Raw genomic sequence first — 17,544 nt, 5'->3', positions numbered from 1 at the left:
GGCCCGCGTGATCAAGAAGTTTGCGTCGGGCCGAGCGGGGATTCCGACGCAAACTTCTTGATCAACCCATGGGGGTGGCGGGTGGTCAGGGGGTTAGGCGGTGGAGGTCGCGGGGGAAGGGGGTTACCTCGCGGATGTTGGGAGCGCCGGTCAGGCGGGCGACGAAGCGTTCCAGACCGATCGCGAAACCGCCGTGCGGGGGCATGCCGTGGCGGAAGGCGTCGACGTAGCCGGCGTACGGCTCCACCGGCTCGCCCCGGGCGGCCAGCGCGGCCAGATAGTCGGCGTGGCGGTGCAGCCGCTGCCCGCCGGTGACCAGTTCCAGGCCCCGGAACAGCAGGTCGAAGCCGTTTGAGTAGCCCGGCCGGGCCGGGTCCGGATGGGTGTAGAAGGGCCGCTTCGCCATCGGGTACCCGGTGACGAAAAGGAACTCCGAGCCGTGCTCGCGTCGGGCCCACTCCCCCAGCGCGCGTTCGTGCGCCGGTGCCAGATCCGGTTCGTCGGCAGGCGCGCCGGCAATCCGCAGCGCGTCGGTGAAATGCACCGCCGGGATCCGTGTCGGCACCGGTGGAGGCGTCACACCGAGAGTGGCAAGCGCACCGGCGGCCCGGTCACCGACCGCGTCGAGCATCCCGGCGAGGGTGTCCCGCAGCACCGCCATCACGTCCCGGTGGTCGGTGACGAAGCCCAGCTCGACGTCGAGCGAGGTGTACTGCGCCAGATGTCGCACGGTGTCGTGCGGCTCGGCGCGGAACACCGGCCCGACCTCGTACACCCGCTCGAAGACCCCGACCATGAGCTGCTTGTAGAACTGCGGCGACTGGGCCAGGTACGCGGGCCGACCGAACCAGTCCAGGGCGAAGACGTTCGCCCCGCTCTCGGTTGCGGAGGCGACCACCTTCGGCGTCTGGATCTCCACGAAGCGGCGGGCGTCCAGGGCGGCCCGGAAGCCGGCCACCGCCGCGGCCGAGATCCGCAACGCGGCCGACCGGGTCGGGTGGCGCAGGGCGAGCGGGGCGTGGTCCAGCTGGGTCGGCAGGGTGGCGGCCAGGTCGGGTCGGTAGAGGTCGAACGGGGGTGTCTCGGCGGGCGGGCCGAGCGGCCGTACCGTCGGCTCGGTCAGCTCCAACCCGCCGGGGGCCGCCGCGTTCGTGACCACGGTGGCCACCACTTCGACGACTGTCTCCTCGGGCAGCGCCTCGACCTCGGCGCGCACCGCGGGGTCGGTGACCACCACCTGGGCCAGGCCGGCGGCGTCCCGGACGATCAGGAAGGCCACCGACTTGAGCAGTCGGCGGCGGTGCACCCAGCCGGCGATCCGGACGGTGGCGCCGGTGTGCCGGGTGAGCTGGTCGGACAGGATGCGTTGCATGGCTACCTCCTCGATCAATCGCAACGCGATCCCCGGGAGGTGTGGGCGAGCGGGAACCTCGCGGTGCCACCACACCTTCGCTCCCGCCTAGGCAGAAGCCTCGTTCGTCGCCTTTTCACCGGGGCCAGCCGGGCGGGCTCTACTGGGCGCGGATGCCGGGTGGCCCTGTTCAGCAGGGCCGTCAGGTCATCGAACGCTGTTCTTCCCGCAGCTCGGGAGGGTCTTCGCGGCCCCGGTGCCAGACCGCCTCGCAGCAACCGGCGGCTCTCTTCAACTGGCGGGGCGGGACGCTACTCGGCTCCGTCATCGCTTCGTGACGGGCACGCTAGCACCACCCGCCGTCACCGTGTGACCCGTTTTTCCTGGCCCCGGTGTCCGGTGTCACAGGATTTCCGGGGTGACGGCCGTCGCCCGCCGTTCATCGACGGCCGCCGTCCGGCGTAGGCTCGTTTTGTGACGATCGAGCACTCCGCGCCGACGACCGGCCAGGCCGCGAGTACCGCGACGCCCGCCCCCGAGGGGCGGCGACTGCTGCGGATCGAGGCACGCAACGCCGAGACGCCGATCGAGCGCAAACCGCCATGGATCAAGGTCAAGGCCAAGATGGGGCCGGAGTACACCCAGTTGCGCGGGCTGGTCGCCCGCGAGGGGTTGCACACGGTGTGCCAGGAGGCCGGTTGCCCCAACATCTACGAATGCTGGGAGGACCGCGAGGCCACCTTCCTCATCGGCGGTGACCAGTGCACCCGCCGCTGCGACTTCTGCCAGATCGACACCGGCAAGCCGGCCGAGTTCGACGCCGACGAGCCGCGTCGCGTCGCCGAGTCGGTGGTCTCGATGGGCCTGCGGTACGCCACCATCACCGGCGTCGCCCGGGACGACCTGCCCGACGGCGGTGCCTGGCTCTACGCCGAGACCGTCCGGCAGATCCACGCCCTGCAGCCCGGTTGCGGTGTCGAGCTGCTGATCCCGGACTTCAACGCGGTACCTGAGCAGCTCGCCGAGGTCTTCGGCGCCCGACCGGAGGTGCTCGCGCACAACGTGGAGACGGTCCCCCGGATTTTCAAGCGGATTCGGCCGGCCTTCCGCTACGAGCGGTCCCTGGACGTCATCCGGCAGGCCCGCGCCGACGGCCTGGTCACCAAGAGCAACCTCATCCTGGGTCTGGGTGAGGAGCGGGCCGAAATCTCCCAGGCACTGCGCGACCTGCACGACGCCGGCTGCGAGCTGATCACCATCACCCAGTACCTGCGCCCCTCCCCCCGGCACCACCCGGTGGAACGCTGGGTCAAGCCGGAGGAGTTCGTCGAGCTGCGCGAGGAGGCCGAAGAGATCGGCTTCGCGGGTGTGATGAGCGGCCCGCTGGTGCGCTCGTCCTACCGCGCCGGCCGCCTCTACCAGCAGGCCCTCGCCGCCCGCGAAACCGTCACCCTCCCCACCCGCTAACAGCCCCCGTCGCTCAGCCCGCGCGGGGTCTGAGGTCAGGGCTGGTCGGTGAGGAGGTTGAGGCGGTGTGCGACGGCGGCGGCTTCGACGCGGTTGGTCACGTCCAGTTTCGCGATGATCCGGGAGACGTGCACGCTTGCCGTCTTGGGCGAGATGAACAGTTGCTCGGCGATGCGGCTGTTGCTGTGTCCCACGGCGACCAGGCGCAACACCTCACGTTCCCGCTCGGTCAGCAGATCCGCACCCGGGCGGCCCCGGCCGGCACCACGCAGGCCCACCCGGCGGGCCAGGGTGGCCGCCTGTTGGGCGAGCCGGATCGCACCGAGCCCGTCGGCGAGCGCCGCTGCCTCGCTCACCGCCGCGCCGACCTCGTCCCGCTCCCCCGCGCCCGCCGCCGCCTCGGCGTAACCCAGCAGCACCCGCGCCAGTTCCCCGGGCTGACCGGCGGTCCGCCAGGCCGCGACCGCCGCCTGCCAGGCGGCGAGTGCCTCGGCGCCGGCCGCCACGGTGGCGGCGACCTCAGCGGCGTACGCCCGCTCGGCGGGGAACCGGGCCGCGACGCCGCCGGCCAGCTTGGCGACCTCGGCGGCCACCTCCTCGTCACCGGTGTGCCGGGCGACCCGCGCTGTCGCGGCCAGCACCGGCCAGCCGTAACGGGGATAGTCGACGATCGCGGGGTCGGTGAGGCTCGCCTGCGCCGCCCGCACCGCTTCGAACCGGTCGTCGGCCACCAGCGCCGCCTCCAGCCGCAACTGGTGCAGTGGCAGCCGGTTGTGCGGATGCAGGTACGGCTTGGCGAGGAAACCCAACGCCCGGGCGACGGTCTCGTCGGCGCGGGGATGCCCCTGCGCCAGTCGCAGCACGGCCCGCAGTTGCAGCCAGTGCAGCCCGGAGACGCCCGGCGGGTCGAGCCGGGCCGCCTCGGCGCACACCTGGTCGGCCTCCGCCCAACGCCCCAGCGCCAGCAGCGCCTCCGCCCGGTTGGAGAGCAGGTACGCCCCGGTGGAGCGGCTGATACCGACCCGACGCGCCTCGCTCATCCCGTCGGCGGCGGCCTGCGCCGACTCGTCGTACCGGCCCAGTTCGAAGAGCACGTCGGAGATGTGCACAAGTGCGCTGACCAGCGCCGGCACCTCCCCGGCGGCGCGAGCCAGGGCCTCGCAGCGACGCAGCTCGGCCAGCCCGAGATCCGCCGCGCCCTCCCGGCGACTCAACACCGCGAGCTGCACCGGCAGCAGGGCGCAGTCAGCGCCGCCGGTCTGCGCCGCGGTCACCACCTCGGCGGCGATCCGGGCCGCGTCGGCATGGTCGATGCGGGCCAGATGATCGGCGAGGTCGGCGAGCAGCCGAAGTCTTTCCGGGCCGTCCGACACCCCTGACACCAGCCGGTACGCCTCCCGCAGCTCGGTCGCGCCGTCGCTCTTGCCGAGCATGGCCAGCATCCGGCCACGTCGGTCCAGCAGCCGCGCCGCGCGCAGCGGCTGCGCCTCGGTGTCGACCTCGGCCAGCGCGGCCCGGGTCAGGGTCAGCGCCCGCTTGTAGTCACCGGCGGTGGTCGCCGCGCTGAGCGTCTCCTCCAGCACCGCGAGGTGGTCCATACCGAGCCGGTCGGCCGCATCAGGCACCAGCTCCCACAGTTCCAGTACCCGTTCCAGCAGCCGGGTCTGCTCCGCGTACGCGTACCGGTCGGCAGCGGCGCAGGCGGCCACCCGGGCGGACACCAGGGCTCGGGGATGGTCATGGGCGGCGTGCCAGTGGTGGGCGATCTCGGCCGGGGCGCGGCCGGCGGCGACCAGGTGCGGCTGCGCCTCGACGGCAGCGGCGAACCGGGCGTGCAGCCGGGCGTGCTCGCCGGGCAGCAGCTCGTCGTGGACCGCCTCGCGGACCAGGGCGTGCCGGAATTCGTAGTCGCCGTCCGGGTCGGCGACCAGCAGCTGGGCGGCGACGGCGGCCCGCAGGGCGTCGTCCAGCTCCGCCTCGGGCAGGCCGGCGACCTCGGCGAGCAGTTGGTGGGCCAGGCGGTTGCCGCCGGCAGCGGCGATCCGCAGCACCCGCTGGGCCGTCTCGGGCAGCCGGTCCACCCGGGCCAGCAGCAGGTCACGCAGCGTGTCCGGCAGAGCGGCGCAGCCGATCGGGCTGCCGGCGGCGGCCAGCTCCTCGATGAACAGGGGGTTGCCCTGCGTACGGTCGTGGATGTCGTCGACCGCCCGGGCGGCCGGCTCGGCACCGAGCAGCCCGGCGAGGACCGCCCCGGTGCCGTCCCGCTCCAGCCGGGACAGCTCGACCCGCTCGACGCCCCGGACCCGGTCCAGCTCGGCCAGGAAGGGCCGCAGCGGGTGACCCCGGTGCAGTTCGTCGGTGCGGTAGGTGCAGACCAGCAACAGCCGGCCGGTGTGGCCCGCCCGCACCAGGAAGCCGATGAGGTCGCGCGTCGACCGGTCCGCCCAGTGCAGATCCTCGATCACCAGAATCAACGGCTGTTCGGCGGCCAGCCGGCCGAACAGCTGGGCGACCAGTTCGAACAGGTAGCCCCGGGGGGCGTCCGAGGGTGGTGCGGCGGCGGGCGCGGTGGCACCGGCCGGCCGGGCCAGCTCCGGCAGCAGGCGGGCGAACTCGGCGTCGTACCCGTCGAGGACGCCGGTCCCGTCGCGGCGCAGCACCGTCCGCAGGACCGCGGCGAACGGGGCGAACGGCAGGCCGGCCTCACCGAGTTCGAGGCACTGCCCGACCAGTAGGCGGGCGTTGTCGCCGACGGAGCGGCCGAACTCCTCCAGCAGGCGGGTCTTGCCGACCCCGGCCTCGCCGCCGACCAGAACGGTGACCGGCTCCCCGGTGCGGGCGCGCGCGACCGCTTCGCGTAGTCGGGTCATCTCACGCTGGCGGCCGACGAGGACGGTACTGGTGGGGCGGACGGTCACGGGACCGAGCATGCCACGCCCACCCCCGCCGGCCCGCCGGCCGTCCTCCCGATCCCCGACCGCCGGGCCGCTGCTGGTGCCCGTCCCGCTCGCCGCGACCGTACCGGTGGTGCTGGTGACCGTGCCGGTCGTGCTGGTGACTGCGCCGCTGCTGATGCCTGGGTCGGTACCCGCGCTGCTGCTGGTGCCCGGGCCGGTGCTGGTGTCGCCGCCGGTGACCGGGCCGGTCCCGACACCTGTGGCGGTGTCGGGACGGGCACGGTGCTTGACCTCGGCCGGCTGGTTCTCCCCCATGTCGGCGCTCAGTGGCGCGCCTCGTCGGTGCGCGTCCGATGGTGCCGGCGGTTCAGCCAGCCGCGTGCCGAGCGGTGCGGGACCGACCGGGCCAGTCGGTCCCGGGCGGCCTCGGCCCGCAGCTCCGCGGAGTGCGTACGGTAGAGGGTGAGCATGAGGTTGGCGTCGTGACCGAACATGTCGCGCTCCCTGCGATCGTCGTCAACTGGTGACTTTGACTCTGCTCGCGAAGGTGCCACCGGGGCATGGGCACAGCGCCTCATCTCTACCCGCTCGCCCTCCTTACCCCGGCTCGCTGACGGCCCAGGCGGGTCGTAAGGTACTCAGCCGGCCGCGGATCAACGGTGCGGCGGGCGACCACTAGACTCGACACCATGGCAAAGCCCCAGGAGAAGGTCTCGTTCGGCCAGCGGCTGAAGCAGATCGGGTTGGTGTTCCGGTTCACCGCCAAGCAGGACAAGTGGTTCGCCCCCATGGCCACCGGTGCGGTGCTGATCCCGCTCGCGTTGACCGTGGTCGCGGTCGCGCTCTGGGGCTGGCTCTGGCTGCCGCTGGGCATCCTGTTCGCCCTGCTCTGTCTGTTGATCGTGCTCAACCTCCGGTCCAACCGGGCGATGATGAACGCGGCCGAGGGGCAGCCGGGCGCCGCCGCGCAGATCATGGAGAACATGCGCGGTGACTGGCGGGTCTCCCCGGCGGTCAGCTCGACCACCCAGATGGACATGGTGCACCTGGTCATCGGCCGGCCAGGCGTGATCCTGCTGGCGGAGGGCAACCCGCAGCGGGTCCGAGGGCTGCTCGGCCAGGAGAAGCGTCGGCTGGCCAAGGTGATCGGCAACGCCCCCCTCTACGACTACGTCATCGGGCAGGAGGAGGGTGAGCTGCCGATCCGTAAGCTGCGGATGACGCTGATGCGGCTGCCCCGCAACCTCAGCGGCAAGGACGTCAACTCCCTGGACAAGCGGCTCAAGGCACTCACTGCCCGTCCCCAGATGCCCAAGGGCGCCATCCCCAAGAACCTCCGCCCGCCGCGCGGGGCGTCCCGCCAGATGCGCGGCCGCTGACCCCGACGCCCCATTCCCACCGCGCAGAACCCCTCACCTCCACCGCGCCGATCATGCACTTCGGGTCGGCGATTCGACGGGGATGAGGGGTTCTGCGGGTTCAGGAACCACCTCGGGCGGGAGGTCGGATCAGCGCGGGGCGGGGGTGACGACCGAGCCGGTGAGGCGGTCGTGCAGGCCCCGCCGGTGCTGGTCCATCAGCAGGGCCGGAACGACCAGGGCCAGCAGCACACCGCGCAGCAGTGCCCGGAGCAGGCCGATCCGGCCGCCGTCGGTCCAGTCGACGCACCGGATCCGGGTGAGGTACATGCCGGGGGTCTGGGCGAACAGGCCCAGGAAGACGCCGTACAGCAGGATCAGCACCAGCACGGGTGCCCAGGCGTCCCGGGCCGGGCTGGCGAACAGGCCCGACGCGAGCAGGCAGAGAATCCAGTCGACGACCAGCGCCCCGAACCGACGACCCAGGTCGGCCGGGACGAAGTCGGGGTCCGTGGCGGGTGGCGGCGAGGGGCGCGGCTGGGTGGTCACCCGGACGAGCCTAGTCAGCGCCGTGGCCGACCCGGTGCTGGCCCGACGCCGCGCCGGGGCCGGTGTTCGCCTGGGGTCGGCAGATGCCGGTGACGGTGGCGCTGGGGCGGGAAGCGGGCGCGCACCGCCTGGTGCCGAGCCGGGCCGGACCCGGGCGCCAGACCGACCGGAAGGGGCGCCCGGGCCGGGCCGACGCGTGGCGCCAAAAAGGACCAATCTCATCAAGTTTCACTACACTGGCACAGCCGGACCCGTTCCTCGGGTTGAGGTGTCCGGGTCAGGCACCGGGGTGACCCAACGCGAGGGACGTAACACGGCAGAAACACTGGAGACATGGCCGGGCAACCGCACGGCCATAGCGTCGCCAGGAGCCTAGCTACCCGTGGACGTGCCAGGAGGACGAGTGTTCGCCAATCCCGAGGAACTCCTGCGTTACCTCAAGAACGAGGACGTGAAGTTCGTCGACGTTCGATTCTGTGACCTGCCCGGCGTCATGCAGCACTTCAACCTGCCGGTGGAGTCCGTCGACGACGACTTCTTCACCAACGGTCTCGCTTTCGACGGGTCGTCGATCCGCGGCTTCCAGGCGATCCACGAGTCGGACATGCTCCTGCTCCCGGACGTCGCCACCGCCTTCATCGACCCGTTCCGCGCGCAGAAGACCCTCGCGCTGAACTTCTTCATCCACGACCCGTTCACCCGCGAGGCGTACTCGCGTGACCCGCGCAACGTGGCGAAGAAGGCCGAGGCCTTCCTGGCCGCCAGCGGTATCGCCGACACCGCCTACTTCGGTCCGGAGGCGGAGTTCTACATCTTCGACTCCATCCGCCACGAGACCTCCGCGCACCAGGCCTACTACTACATCGACTCGATCGAGGGCGCCTGGAACACCGGTCGTGAGGAGGAGGGCGGCAACCGCGGCTACAAGACCGCGTACAAGGGCGGTTACTTCCCGGTGCCGCCGGTCGACCACTACGCCGACCTGCGCGACCAGATCGTCCGCCGACTGATCGACACCGGCTTCACCGTGGAGCGCTCGCACCACGAGGTCGGCACCGCCGGCCAGGCGGAGATCAACTACAAGTTCTCCACCCTGCTGCACGCCGGTGACCAGCTCCAGCTCTTCAAGTACATCGTGAAGAACACCGCCTGGGCCGCCGGCAAGACCGCCACGTTCATGCCGAAGCCGCTCTTCGGCGACAACGGTTCCGGCATGCACACCCACCAGAGCCTCTGGCTCGGTGGCGAGCCGCTGTTCTACGACGAGACCGGGTACGCCGGTCTGTCCGACACGGCCCGCTGGTACATCGGTGGTCTGCTGCACCACGCCCCGTCGCTGCTGGCCTTCACCAACCCGACGGTCAACTCGTACCGCCGCCTGGTGCCCGGTTACGAGGCGCCGGTCAACCTGGTCTACTCGCAGCGCAACCGTTCCGCCTGCACCCGCATCCCGGTCACCGGCAGCAACGCCAAGGCCAAGCGGGTCGAGTTCCGGGTGCCGGACCCGTCGGCAAACGTCTACCTCGCCTTCTCGGCGATGCTGATGGCCGGCCTGGACGGCATCAAGAGCAAGATCGAGCCGCCGGCGCCGATCGACAAGGACCTCTACGACCTCCCGCCGGAGGAGTGGGGCGACGTCAAGCAGGTGCCGGGCTCGCTGCCGGCCGTGCTCGACTCGCTCGAGGCCGACCACGACTACCTGCTCGACGGCGGTGTCTTCACCCCGGACCTGATCTCCACCTGGATCGACTGGAAGCGGGCCAACGAGGTCGACCCGGTGCGGCTGCGCCCGACCCCGCACGAGTTCGCGATGTACTTCGACTGCTGAGCCTGATCAAGGCTCTGACCTGCGCCAAAAGGATCACTACTGATCTTGGGTGCAGGTTGGGTACAACCTCACGGACGGCGGTCATGCCCGGCTCACAGCCGGCGTGGCCGCCGTTTCGTGTTGACCGAGCGCGCCGTCGATGAGCGGCCGGGTCCGGTCGGGCACGTCCGGCCACTCGGGCACGTGGGTGTTGACGCCGTGGCGCTGGTGCAGGCCAGTCGGCGGATCCGCTCCATGGCGGTGGCGAAGTCCAAGCAGTGGTCACGCCGAGGGCCTGGGTACCGCCGTTTCGGCCGCCGCTGATCGGGGCGCGCGGTCGAACAACAGGTCGACCGCACGCTGCGCCACGTCACTGCGGGTGTGCTGCTCGTGATCGGCGGCCAGGAAGTGCACGCCGATCGCCATGCAGAAGGCGAGCAGGGCGCGGGCCTCGATCTCCTCCGGGTCCGAATAGAAGGTGCCGATCATCTGGCGTAGCAGCGCCATCCGCCGGTTGTCCACCGCGCGCAGCCGCTCGGCGACCACCTCATCGCGCCGCGCCCAGGTGCGGATCGCGAGGTCGATCGGCAGCAACCGGCTACTGGAGAACGTGAGCACGCCGGCCCGCTGGATCTGGCTGCGCGGGTCGCCACCCTCACGCTGGACGCGCGCGATCACCTCGTCCGTGCTCTCGCGCTCCCACACGTCGAGCATCGCGCGGAGTAGCGCATCACGGTCGTCGAAGAAGCCGTAGAAACCGCCCTTGGTGACGCCGAGCCGCTTCGCGAGCACCTCGACCCGGACGGCGTCCGGGCCGCCCTCGGCCAAGACCAGCAGGCCCTCCTCGATCCACCTGTCGCGGGGCGTGCGGGTGACAGCCACTGCCTCTCACCTCGTCCTGTTGTGTACACCACCGTATATCCCCGCTACGGTAGCTATATACGGCACCGTATATTGCGAATGGAGCTGTCCCCATGACCGCAGGAGCCGCCATCAGCACCGTCGGGGCCGAACGTCTGCCCGCGTCGGTGCGCGCCCTCAGCTCCCTGTCCCGGATCGACTACGCCGACCACTTCGTGCTGCCGACCGACGCCGCCGCGACGGTCGAACGATGGGCACGCGTGATGTTCGGTGACACGCCCGACGCCATCGAGCTGTTTCTGTGGCGGGGCCTGATGGGCCTGAGGCTCAGCCGCACCGCGTCGGCGGACACCGTAGCCGGCTGGCAGATCGGCGAGCAGGGTGACGATTGGATCCGACTCGAGGCTGACTCTTGGTTCCTGGCTGCCAACCTGGTCGTCCAAGCAAGCGGTGACCGCGTGGCTCTGGGCACATTCCTACGCTACGACCGCTGGCTGGCGCACCTGGTCTGGCCTCCGCTGTCGGTCCTGCATCGCCGGCTCGTGCCCGGCGTGCTGCGCAAGGCGGCGTCCCGGATCACGGCGGGCAAGGCCCACAGCGGGGTGTCGAGCCGATGATGAAGGCATTGGACCTGCCGCTCGCCACGATGCAGGGCTTGTGGCTCAAGGCCACCATCAAGATGGCCCCGCCGGCGGCCGGACCCACCACCGGTACGGCCGGCACGTCCAGCGCTCCGGCCACGTGATCGTGGCCGGCATCCCGCCGTTCGCACTGTTTCCGTCGGTCCCCCCGGCCCTCGGCCGGGTGCTGACCGCGCGCGCCGAGGCACTCGACGAGGTCTCGCGCGACATCTGCCGGACGCGCCCGTGCGCCACCTGGGTCACGATGACCGAAATCCCGCCGCGGCATTTCTTCGCCACGGACCGGTTCCATCTCTCGGCGGCCGGCTACCGGCGCTGGGCCCAGGTTGTCGCCGACCACATTCCGGTCTGACGCCTCGCATTCGGTCGCCGTAGGGGCAACGCAATACCTTCGCGTCCGATATATTCGCCGGGTGGACACTCCGCTACGCGAACCCACCTTCCTCATCCTGACCGCGCTCGCCCGCGAGCCGATGCACGGCTACGCGATCATCGGCGAGGTCGCGGCCCTCTCCGACGGGCGGTTGTCGCTGCGCCCCGGCACCCTCTACGGCGCGCTGGACCGGCTCACCGACGCCGGCCTGGTCGAACTCGACCGGGAGGAGACCGTCGACGGGCGGTTGCGCCGCTACTACCGTCTCTCCACGACCGGCGGCGCCACGCTCGCCGCCGAGACCGAACGGCTGCGCCGCAACGTCGAGGCCGCCACCGCACGGCTGCGCGCCCGCTCGGTGCACCCGCTCGCACCGCGTACCGCCGGAGGTCTGGCATGAGCGAGCGTCAGCGAGCGAATCATCAACGCAGTGCGCTGGCGCCTCAGGCCGGCACGCAGCGAAGCGGAGGGCCGGCATGAGCAACCTGGAGCGTCGATACCGGCACCTGCTGCGGGCGTACCCGACGGACTACCGCCACGACCGGGGCGACGAGATCGTCGGGACGTACCTCGACCTGGCGGACCCGCGACGGCGCTGGCCCTCCCTCGCGGACGCCGCCGACCTCGTGCGTGGCGGCCTCCGCCAGCGGGTGCGGGCCGCCGGCGCCACCGATCTGGCTCCCGGGGTACGCCTCGCGGCGTTGCTCGCGCTGACCACCGCCGCCTTCCTGGCCGGCTTCTGGACGCTCGTCGAGCAGAACCAACCACCCGCCGAGGCGGGCGTGCCGGTGTTCGGCCCGTTCGTGTCGACAGGCATCGTCGCGTGGCTGGCGTGGCTGGTCTCTGCGCTGCTGGTGCTCGTGGCACCGGGCCGGCCCGCCCGGGTGGCTGTCGCCGGGGCGGTGCTGGCCACTGTGGCGGTTCTCCTGGTGAGCCCGGTCGCCGGGCTGCCCCGGCCGCCACTGCTGGTGCTGGTGCCACAGGTCGCCCTCGGCGTGCTGGCGTTGGCCGTCGACAGTCACCTGCCGTTGCCGGCTCGGGTGCTGCCGATCATGGCAGCGGCGGGTGGCGGCGCATTCGCCGCCGGTGCCGGCAACGAGCTCTACTGGGGCTCGTACCGGTGGACGTCCGAACAGTTGCTGCCGGCCGCCGGGGCGGTGCTGCTGGGGATCGCGTTGCTGCTCGCCGTCGGGTTGGCCATGCGACGGGACTGGCGGGGCGGCTGGGCGGTGGTCGTCCTGCTCACTCCGATCGGCCTGCTCAGCGTGCACATCCTGGCCGGGGCGGTGGACGGTCTCGGTGGCGCACCGCGCCCTACCTACCCCACCCTTGTCGGTGCCGCCCTCACCGTCGGGCTGCTCGGGCCGGCCCTGCTGCCGGCCGCCGTGGCCCTGCGACGTCGGGTCGGCGGCAGCCCCGGCGAACCCTGCCCCACCTGCGGAGCCCGCCGCTGACCCGGACCCCTGCCGCATCGGGCCCTGGCGGCTCGACGCAGCAAGGCTGGTAACCGTGGCAGTTCCGGTGCTGCCGCAGCGGCGTGTCGGGCAACTTTGCTGCCACGGTTCGGCCGCGTACCGGCGCGTACCGATGGTCAGGGGGGTGGGGGCGACCGTTGTGGTCGGCGGCGGGACAGTGACCAGATGACTATGGCGAGGACCAGGATCGTCATCGCGATCGCGCCTGGGGCCTTGGTCAGCCGGGCCAGATTGGTGCCGTCCGGCAGGGCGAGGAACGAGGCCAGCGCACACGGCAGCACGAACCAGCCGGTCCGGGTCGCCGCCACCGCGAGGACCGCCAGCGGCCACGTGGCGTACCAGGGATGGAACACCGGCGCGAGCACCACAGTGGCCGCCAACGCCACCCCCGCTCCCCCCAACACCACCCCAGCCGGGTTGATCATGAGGTTATCGCCTGGGTAAGCGCTTGCCCAGCGCCATGACCTCATGATCAACCCGGCTGGGCGGGACTCGGGTGGGGGGTGGAGGGTGGAGAGCGTGCGGTACCAGAGGAGCGGGAGCAGGGCGGTCAGGAGGAGCAGTCCGGCGATGCGCGTCAACGGGACCGCGTCGGGGTGGCGACCGAACAGCTCGCCGACATAGTCGACGAGCATGCCGACGGCTGTCGGTGGCGAGGTCCACTGCACGGTGTCGCCGCTGCGGCCCAGCCCACCGAGCCAGCCGAGCCCGAGACCGGTCAGCAGCGCGGGGACCAGCAGCCCGCCGAAGGCCCCGACGGCCAGCAGGCCACCGTCGCGCAGCAGCGCCCGCACGACGGGCCGCCCGCGCACGGCGGCCAGCGCCGCGAACGGCAGCACCACCACGGCGGTGGCCTTCACCGACACCGCCAGTCCGAGCAGCATCCCGGCCACCAGCAGCCCACCGGCTGTCACCACCCGCTGACCTGCCCCGTTGACATCGGACTGATCCGGTCCACGGCGGGCCAGGATCAGCAGGGCGGGCAGGAGCAGGCCGAGCATCAGCGCGTCGTTGTGCGCGCCGGCCACCAGGTGCACCCCGACCAGTGGACAGGCCAGCAGCAGCCAGGTCGCCCGCCGGGGCGGTACGCCGGCCGCCCGGGCCAGGCCGGGCAGGCAGGCTGCCGCCGCCAGTACGCCGGCGAGCGCCAGCACCCGCAGCAGCGCCACGGTGCCGAGCAACCCGCCACCGACCAGTACGGCCAGCGCGGCGAGCAGCACGAAGAACGGCCCGTACGGGGCCGGGGTGTCCCGCCAGACCGGCGCAACCGCCTCGACCCAGGGGCAACCCGCCGCGGCCACCCCGGTGGCGTACGGATCACCGCCGTCGGCGTAGATCCAGCCCTGGCAGGCGTACGAGTAGACGTCCCGGCTGCCCAGTGGGGCGGTGACCAGCAGCGGCAGCGTCCACCACCCGGCGGTCAGGTACGCCCACCTCGTCGACGGCGCACCCTCGCGCAACGTCCACCAGGCGCCCACCATGGCGGCCGTGCCGAGCAGCCACAGGGTGACGGTCAGCGGGCCGGCGTCGGTGTTCCACACCCGGTCGGTGGTGGCGTCGGGCAGCGCCCCGCCGAGGTATCCGGCGACCGCCAGCAGCAGCGCCCCCACCAGTCCGGTGTACCGGGCGACCCGGTCCCGCGGGCCCACCGCCCGCACGTCGGAACCGGAACCGGGCCGGACGCCGGGACCGGAACCGGGCCGGACGCCGGGATCGGAGCGATCGCCGGGACCGGTCACCGGCGTACCTCTCTACTCGACGGGAACCGGGGGGCGAGCCGCCCGGGCCTCCTTCGCCGACCGTACCAAGCGGATCGCCACCACGATCACGAACAGCGTCATCAGCGGCGCACCCACCGTCTTGGTGTACCGGGGCAGCCCGGTACCGTCGGCCAGCACCTGGAACGCGGCGTACACGGTCACCGCGCTGAACCACCAGGTGCGCTGCGCGGTGGCGGCGAGCAGCGCCAGCGGCCAGAACCAGTACCAGGGATGGAACAGCGGGGCGAGCGCCACCGTCGCGGTCAACGCCAGCGCGGCGTGCCAGAGCGGTTCGCGGTGGCGGGCCCGGAACCACAGCCACACCAGCAACGCGGCCAGCACCAGCACCGCGATGCCCCGGGTCACCGGCAGCGCGTCGATGTGCTGGCCGAACGGCAACGCCAGGTAGTTGACGGTCTGCCCGACGGCGGTCGGCGGGGAGGTCCAGGCGACCACCTCGTTGCCGTGGGACAGCCCGGTGATCCAGCCGAGGTCCAGTCCGGCGGCGAGAGTCACGCCGAACAGCGTGGCCACGGCGCCACCGACCACAGGCGTACCGTGGCGCAGCAGCGCGCGCAGCGAGAAGCCGCCGGTTATCGCGGCGAGCGCCGCGAACGGCACCACCACAAGCGCGGTCACTTTGATGCCGGCGGCCAGCCCGAGCACGACGCCGCCGGCCAGCAGCGGCCAGGGCCGTCCCGGGCGGCTGACCACCACGGCCAGTCCGGCCACCAGCAGCCCGACCATCAGCGCGTCGTTGTGCACGCCGGAGATCAGGTGCACCCCCACCAGCGGGCTGGCCAGGGCGAGCCAGAGCGCCCGCTCGACAGGTACGCCGCAGCGGCGGGCCAGCACCGGCAGGCAGGCGGCCGTCAGCACCACACCTGCCACGGCGAGTACCCGGAACAACGCGATGCTGCCGATCAGGGAACCGGTCGCCGCGACCACCGCGCCGGAGAGCACCACGAACAGCGGACCGTACGGTGCCGGAGTGTCCCGCCAGATGTACGACATGGTGTCCAGCCACGGGCAGGGCAGCGTGGAGACGCCGTACTCGTAGGGGCTGATGCCGTTGGCGTAGCTCGCTCCCTGGCAGGCGTACGCGTAGGCGTCCCGGCTGCCCAGCGGCGGGGTGAACAGGAACGGCAGCACCCACAGCCCGGCGGTGACCAGGGCCCACCGCGCCGACGGCACCCGGTCCCGCAGCGTCCACCAGGCCACCGCCATCGCTGCGGTACCGAACAACCACAGCCCGATGATCAGCGGCCCGTTCGGGCCCAGCCAGATCTTGACCGGGTTGGGTCGCAGGTCACCGTCGGGCAGTGCGCCACCGAGGAACGCCGCCACGGAGAGCATGATCGATCCGGCCAGTCCGGTCCAGCGCACGAGGTGATGGGGCACGTCCGACATGCTGCCAGTACCGTGATCGCGGTCCGGAGGTGGGCACGGCGCGGCGGGCACGGACCACACCGCACGCCAGCCTTCGCCGCGACGCACGGGCCACCGGCACCGGCAGACGTCAACCGGACCGGCAGTGGCCCGACGGCCGCAGGCTGCTGGTGATCTGGAAGGGGCCCGGAGTCCGGGCCCGGACCGTGACCCATCCGTCCGCGCCCGGCCTCAGGCAGCCCTCGCCGGCCACCAGTGACAGCCAGCGGGACCACCGGACCCGGACGAGCACATCGGCCGGCGCGTCGACGGTGAACCGCACACCGGCGTCGTCGGATCCGACGAGCCGAGCCGGACGGGAGACAAGCGGTTCCGGGTCGAGCACCTGGTAGAGGCGCCACCGCCCGGGGCGACCGACCTCGCGAAGGTACGGCTGACCGGCCAGGATGAGTGTCGCCTCGGCCTGGCCGTACCGGTCGAGGGCCGCGTTCGGCGCGACGGCGACGTGGCTCACGGCGTTCCGGCGCAGCCATTCGCCGTACCTGTCGGCATCGAGGCTGCCGTCGTAGAAGAGGGCGTTACGTCCCGCGTCGACCTGCCGCTCCCAGCCCCGGGCCAGTGGTACGGCGGCGGCCACGAACGCGCTCTCCCAGTGGTCGCGCAGCGGCACCACTTCGACCCGGCCCACCGGTGCCCGCCGGTCCAGGTCGTCAAGCAACGGTCGGTAGAAGGTGGCGTACGCCGGTGCCGAACCACGGCGGGCGATGTCGTTCGTCATCACCGGGGACTGCCACCAGAACAGGGCGACGAGCAGCGCGGCCAGCCACCGTCGGCCCAGCCCCGCGTAGGCCGCGACGAGCGGCAGGGCGAAGAGCATCGGCAGGCGCAGCGCGTTCGAGCCGATCGGGCTGGGCAGGTAGTAGGCCGCGACCAGGAGCAGCGCGGTGAGCGCGGCGCCGACCCGCAGGGCCCGGACCGGTACGAGCGCGAGCACCACCACGGCCAGGGCGAGGTTGATCCGCAGTGATTCGGCGCTGAACGGCTGCCAGCCACCGTTGCCGAAGAGCACCGCCATCGGCGCCACCGTCACCAGCGGTGCCAGGCAGAGGACCAGGGCGGCCGTCCCGGGTCGCCGGTGCCGCCGGATGTCGAGGATCAGCAGGGTGCCGCCGGCCAGGCCGACGAAGAGGCCGGCCACCGGGCTGGCGGCCGTCGCGAGCACGGCCGTCGCACCGGCTGCCGACAGCCGCCACCACCGCGCCCCTCGGGACACGGCCACCGCGCAGAGCGCGAGCAGCGCCCACATCAGGCCGACGGCGAAGGTGATCCGACCACTGGCCAGATTCCCCACCAGGACCACCGCTCCCAGCAGGCCGCCGAGCAGCGGACGGCGGGCACCCGTCAGCACCAGCAACCAGGCCAGTGCCACTGCGGAGACGACCGCCGCGACCGCACCGACCGTACGCACACCCACCGACGCGCCGAGCGTCTGGGTGTAGAGGCTGTAGCCGAACTGGTTGACCCCGCCGTACCAGGAGAAGTCCAGCGGGGCGAGACCGTTGCGCTCGGCGAAACCCGCGCGGGCCACCTGCGCGGAAAGGTCGGTCCCCATGGGC

16 protein-coding genes are annotated in these 17,544 nt (G+C 72.2%); 8 read left to right on the top strand and 8 right to left on the bottom strand.

Features of this window, described 5'->3' with window-relative positions; translation table 11 throughout:
- Positions 1 to 85 precede the first annotated feature (85 nt).
- A complete protein-coding gene (gene aspS, locus AB0I71_RS18890) occupies positions 86 to 1,372 on the bottom strand; it encodes an aspartate--tRNA(Asn) ligase (protein ID WP_357586257.1) in 1,287 nt (428 codons plus the stop codon).
- A 453-nt stretch (positions 1,373 to 1,825) separates the two neighbouring features.
- On the opposite strand from aspS, the gene lipA reads away from it, so the two are divergent.
- Positions 1,826 to 2,818: a lipoyl synthase gene (lipA, locus tag AB0I71_RS18885; RefSeq protein WP_357586255.1), complete on the top strand. Its 993-nt coding sequence runs from the start codon at positions 1,826 to 1,828 to the stop codon at positions 2,816 to 2,818.
- Between the two features lie 35 nt (positions 2,819 to 2,853).
- Here the strand turns inward: lipA and AB0I71_RS18880 are convergent, their stop codons facing one another.
- Positions 2,854 to 6,030 carry an AAA family ATPase gene (locus AB0I71_RS18880; protein WP_357586253.1) on the bottom strand — a complete coding sequence of 1,059 codons (3,177 nt, stop codon included), beginning with the start codon at positions 6,028 to 6,030 and terminating at the stop codon, positions 2,854 to 2,856.
- 8 nt (positions 6,031 to 6,038) lie between these two features.
- Complete coding sequence (locus tag AB0I71_RS18875) at positions 6,039 to 6,209, bottom strand: hypothetical protein (RefSeq protein ID WP_357586251.1); 171 nt, start codon at positions 6,207 to 6,209, stop codon at positions 6,039 to 6,041.
- A gap of 195 nt (positions 6,210 to 6,404) precedes the next feature.
- On the opposite strand from AB0I71_RS18875, the gene AB0I71_RS18870 reads away from it, so the two are divergent.
- Positions 6,405 to 7,094: a DUF4191 domain-containing protein gene (locus AB0I71_RS18870; protein WP_357586249.1), complete on the top strand. Its 690-nt coding sequence runs from the start codon at positions 6,405 to 6,407 to the stop codon at positions 7,092 to 7,094.
- Between the two features lie 129 nt (positions 7,095 to 7,223).
- On the opposite strand, the gene AB0I71_RS18865 is transcribed toward AB0I71_RS18870, so the two are convergent.
- Positions 7,224 to 7,559 carry an RDD family protein gene (locus AB0I71_RS18865; RefSeq protein ID WP_357586484.1) on the bottom strand — a complete coding sequence of 112 codons (336 nt, stop codon included), beginning with the start codon at positions 7,557 to 7,559 and terminating at the stop codon, positions 7,224 to 7,226.
- Positions 7,560 to 8,025: 466 nt separating this feature from the next.
- Here AB0I71_RS18865 and glnA point away from each other — a divergent pair, with 466 nt between their 5' ends.
- On the top strand, positions 8,026 to 9,450 hold the full coding sequence (glnA, locus tag AB0I71_RS18860; protein WP_357586247.1) for a type I glutamate--ammonia ligase: 1,425 nt from the start codon (positions 8,026 to 8,028) through the stop codon (positions 9,448 to 9,450).
- A gap of 261 nt (positions 9,451 to 9,711) precedes the next feature.
- On the opposite strand, the gene AB0I71_RS18855 is transcribed toward glnA, so the two are convergent.
- A complete protein-coding gene (locus AB0I71_RS18855; RefSeq protein ID WP_357586245.1) occupies positions 9,712 to 10,311 on the bottom strand; it encodes a TetR/AcrR family transcriptional regulator in 600 nt (199 codons plus the stop codon).
- A 92-nt stretch (positions 10,312 to 10,403) separates the two neighbouring features.
- Between AB0I71_RS18855 and AB0I71_RS18850 the strand changes: the two genes are divergently transcribed.
- The 5 genes from AB0I71_RS18850 to AB0I71_RS18830 all read left to right on the top strand — a co-directional run bounded on the left by AB0I71_RS18850 (position 10,404) and on the right by AB0I71_RS18830 (position 12,758).
- Positions 10,404 to 10,907 carry a hypothetical protein gene (locus AB0I71_RS18850; RefSeq protein ID WP_357586243.1) on the top strand — a complete coding sequence of 168 codons (504 nt, stop codon included), beginning with the start codon at positions 10,404 to 10,406 and terminating at the stop codon, positions 10,905 to 10,907.
- A complete protein-coding gene (locus AB0I71_RS18845) occupies positions 10,904 to 11,035 on the top strand; it encodes a hypothetical protein (protein ID WP_357586241.1) in 132 nt (43 codons plus the stop codon). Before AB0I71_RS18850 ends, AB0I71_RS18845 begins: the two co-directional genes overlap by 4 nt.
- Entirely contained in the window at positions 11,032 to 11,283 is a 252-nt protein-coding gene (locus AB0I71_RS18840) for a hypothetical protein (RefSeq protein ID WP_357586239.1), read from the top strand. The genes AB0I71_RS18845 and AB0I71_RS18840 overlap by 4 nt, the downstream gene beginning before the upstream one ends.
- A gap of 61 nt (positions 11,284 to 11,344) precedes the next feature.
- Positions 11,345 to 11,704 carry a PadR family transcriptional regulator gene (locus AB0I71_RS18835; protein ID WP_357586237.1) on the top strand — a complete coding sequence of 120 codons (360 nt, stop codon included), beginning with the start codon at positions 11,345 to 11,347 and terminating at the stop codon, positions 11,702 to 11,704.
- A 76-nt stretch (positions 11,705 to 11,780) separates the two neighbouring features.
- Positions 11,781 to 12,758, top strand: a complete 978-nt coding sequence (locus AB0I71_RS18830; RefSeq protein WP_357586235.1) for a hypothetical protein — start codon at positions 11,781 to 11,783, stop codon at positions 12,756 to 12,758.
- 137 nt (positions 12,759 to 12,895) lie between these two features.
- On the opposite strand, the gene mptB (AB0I71_RS18825) is transcribed toward AB0I71_RS18830, so the two are convergent.
- From mptB (AB0I71_RS18825) to AB0I71_RS18815, 3 genes are all read right to left on the bottom strand, one after another.
- Entirely contained in the window at positions 12,896 to 14,428 is a 1,533-nt protein-coding gene (mptB, locus tag AB0I71_RS18825) for a polyprenol phosphomannose-dependent alpha 1,6 mannosyltransferase MptB (protein WP_357586482.1), read from the bottom strand.
- Positions 14,429 to 14,530: 102 nt separating this feature from the next.
- Positions 14,531 to 15,940: a polyprenol phosphomannose-dependent alpha 1,6 mannosyltransferase MptB gene (mptB, locus tag AB0I71_RS18820; RefSeq protein ID WP_357586233.1), complete on the bottom strand. Its 1,410-nt coding sequence runs from the start codon at positions 15,938 to 15,940 to the stop codon at positions 14,531 to 14,533.
- A gap of 118 nt (positions 15,941 to 16,058) precedes the next feature.
- Positions 16,059 to 17,544 (bottom strand): hypothetical protein (locus AB0I71_RS18815; RefSeq protein ID WP_357586231.1); only part of this gene is annotated, 1,486 nt, incomplete at its 5' end.

Origin of the sequence: Micromonospora sp. NPDC049891 (assembly GCF_040660295.1) — a bacterium.
In the GTDB taxonomy this organism is placed as follows: domain Bacteria; phylum Actinomycetota; class Actinomycetes; order Mycobacteriales; family Micromonosporaceae; genus Micromonospora.
The sequence above is the reverse complement of the archived record's forward strand: the minus strand, read 5'-3'. Positions and strand labels throughout refer to the sequence as shown.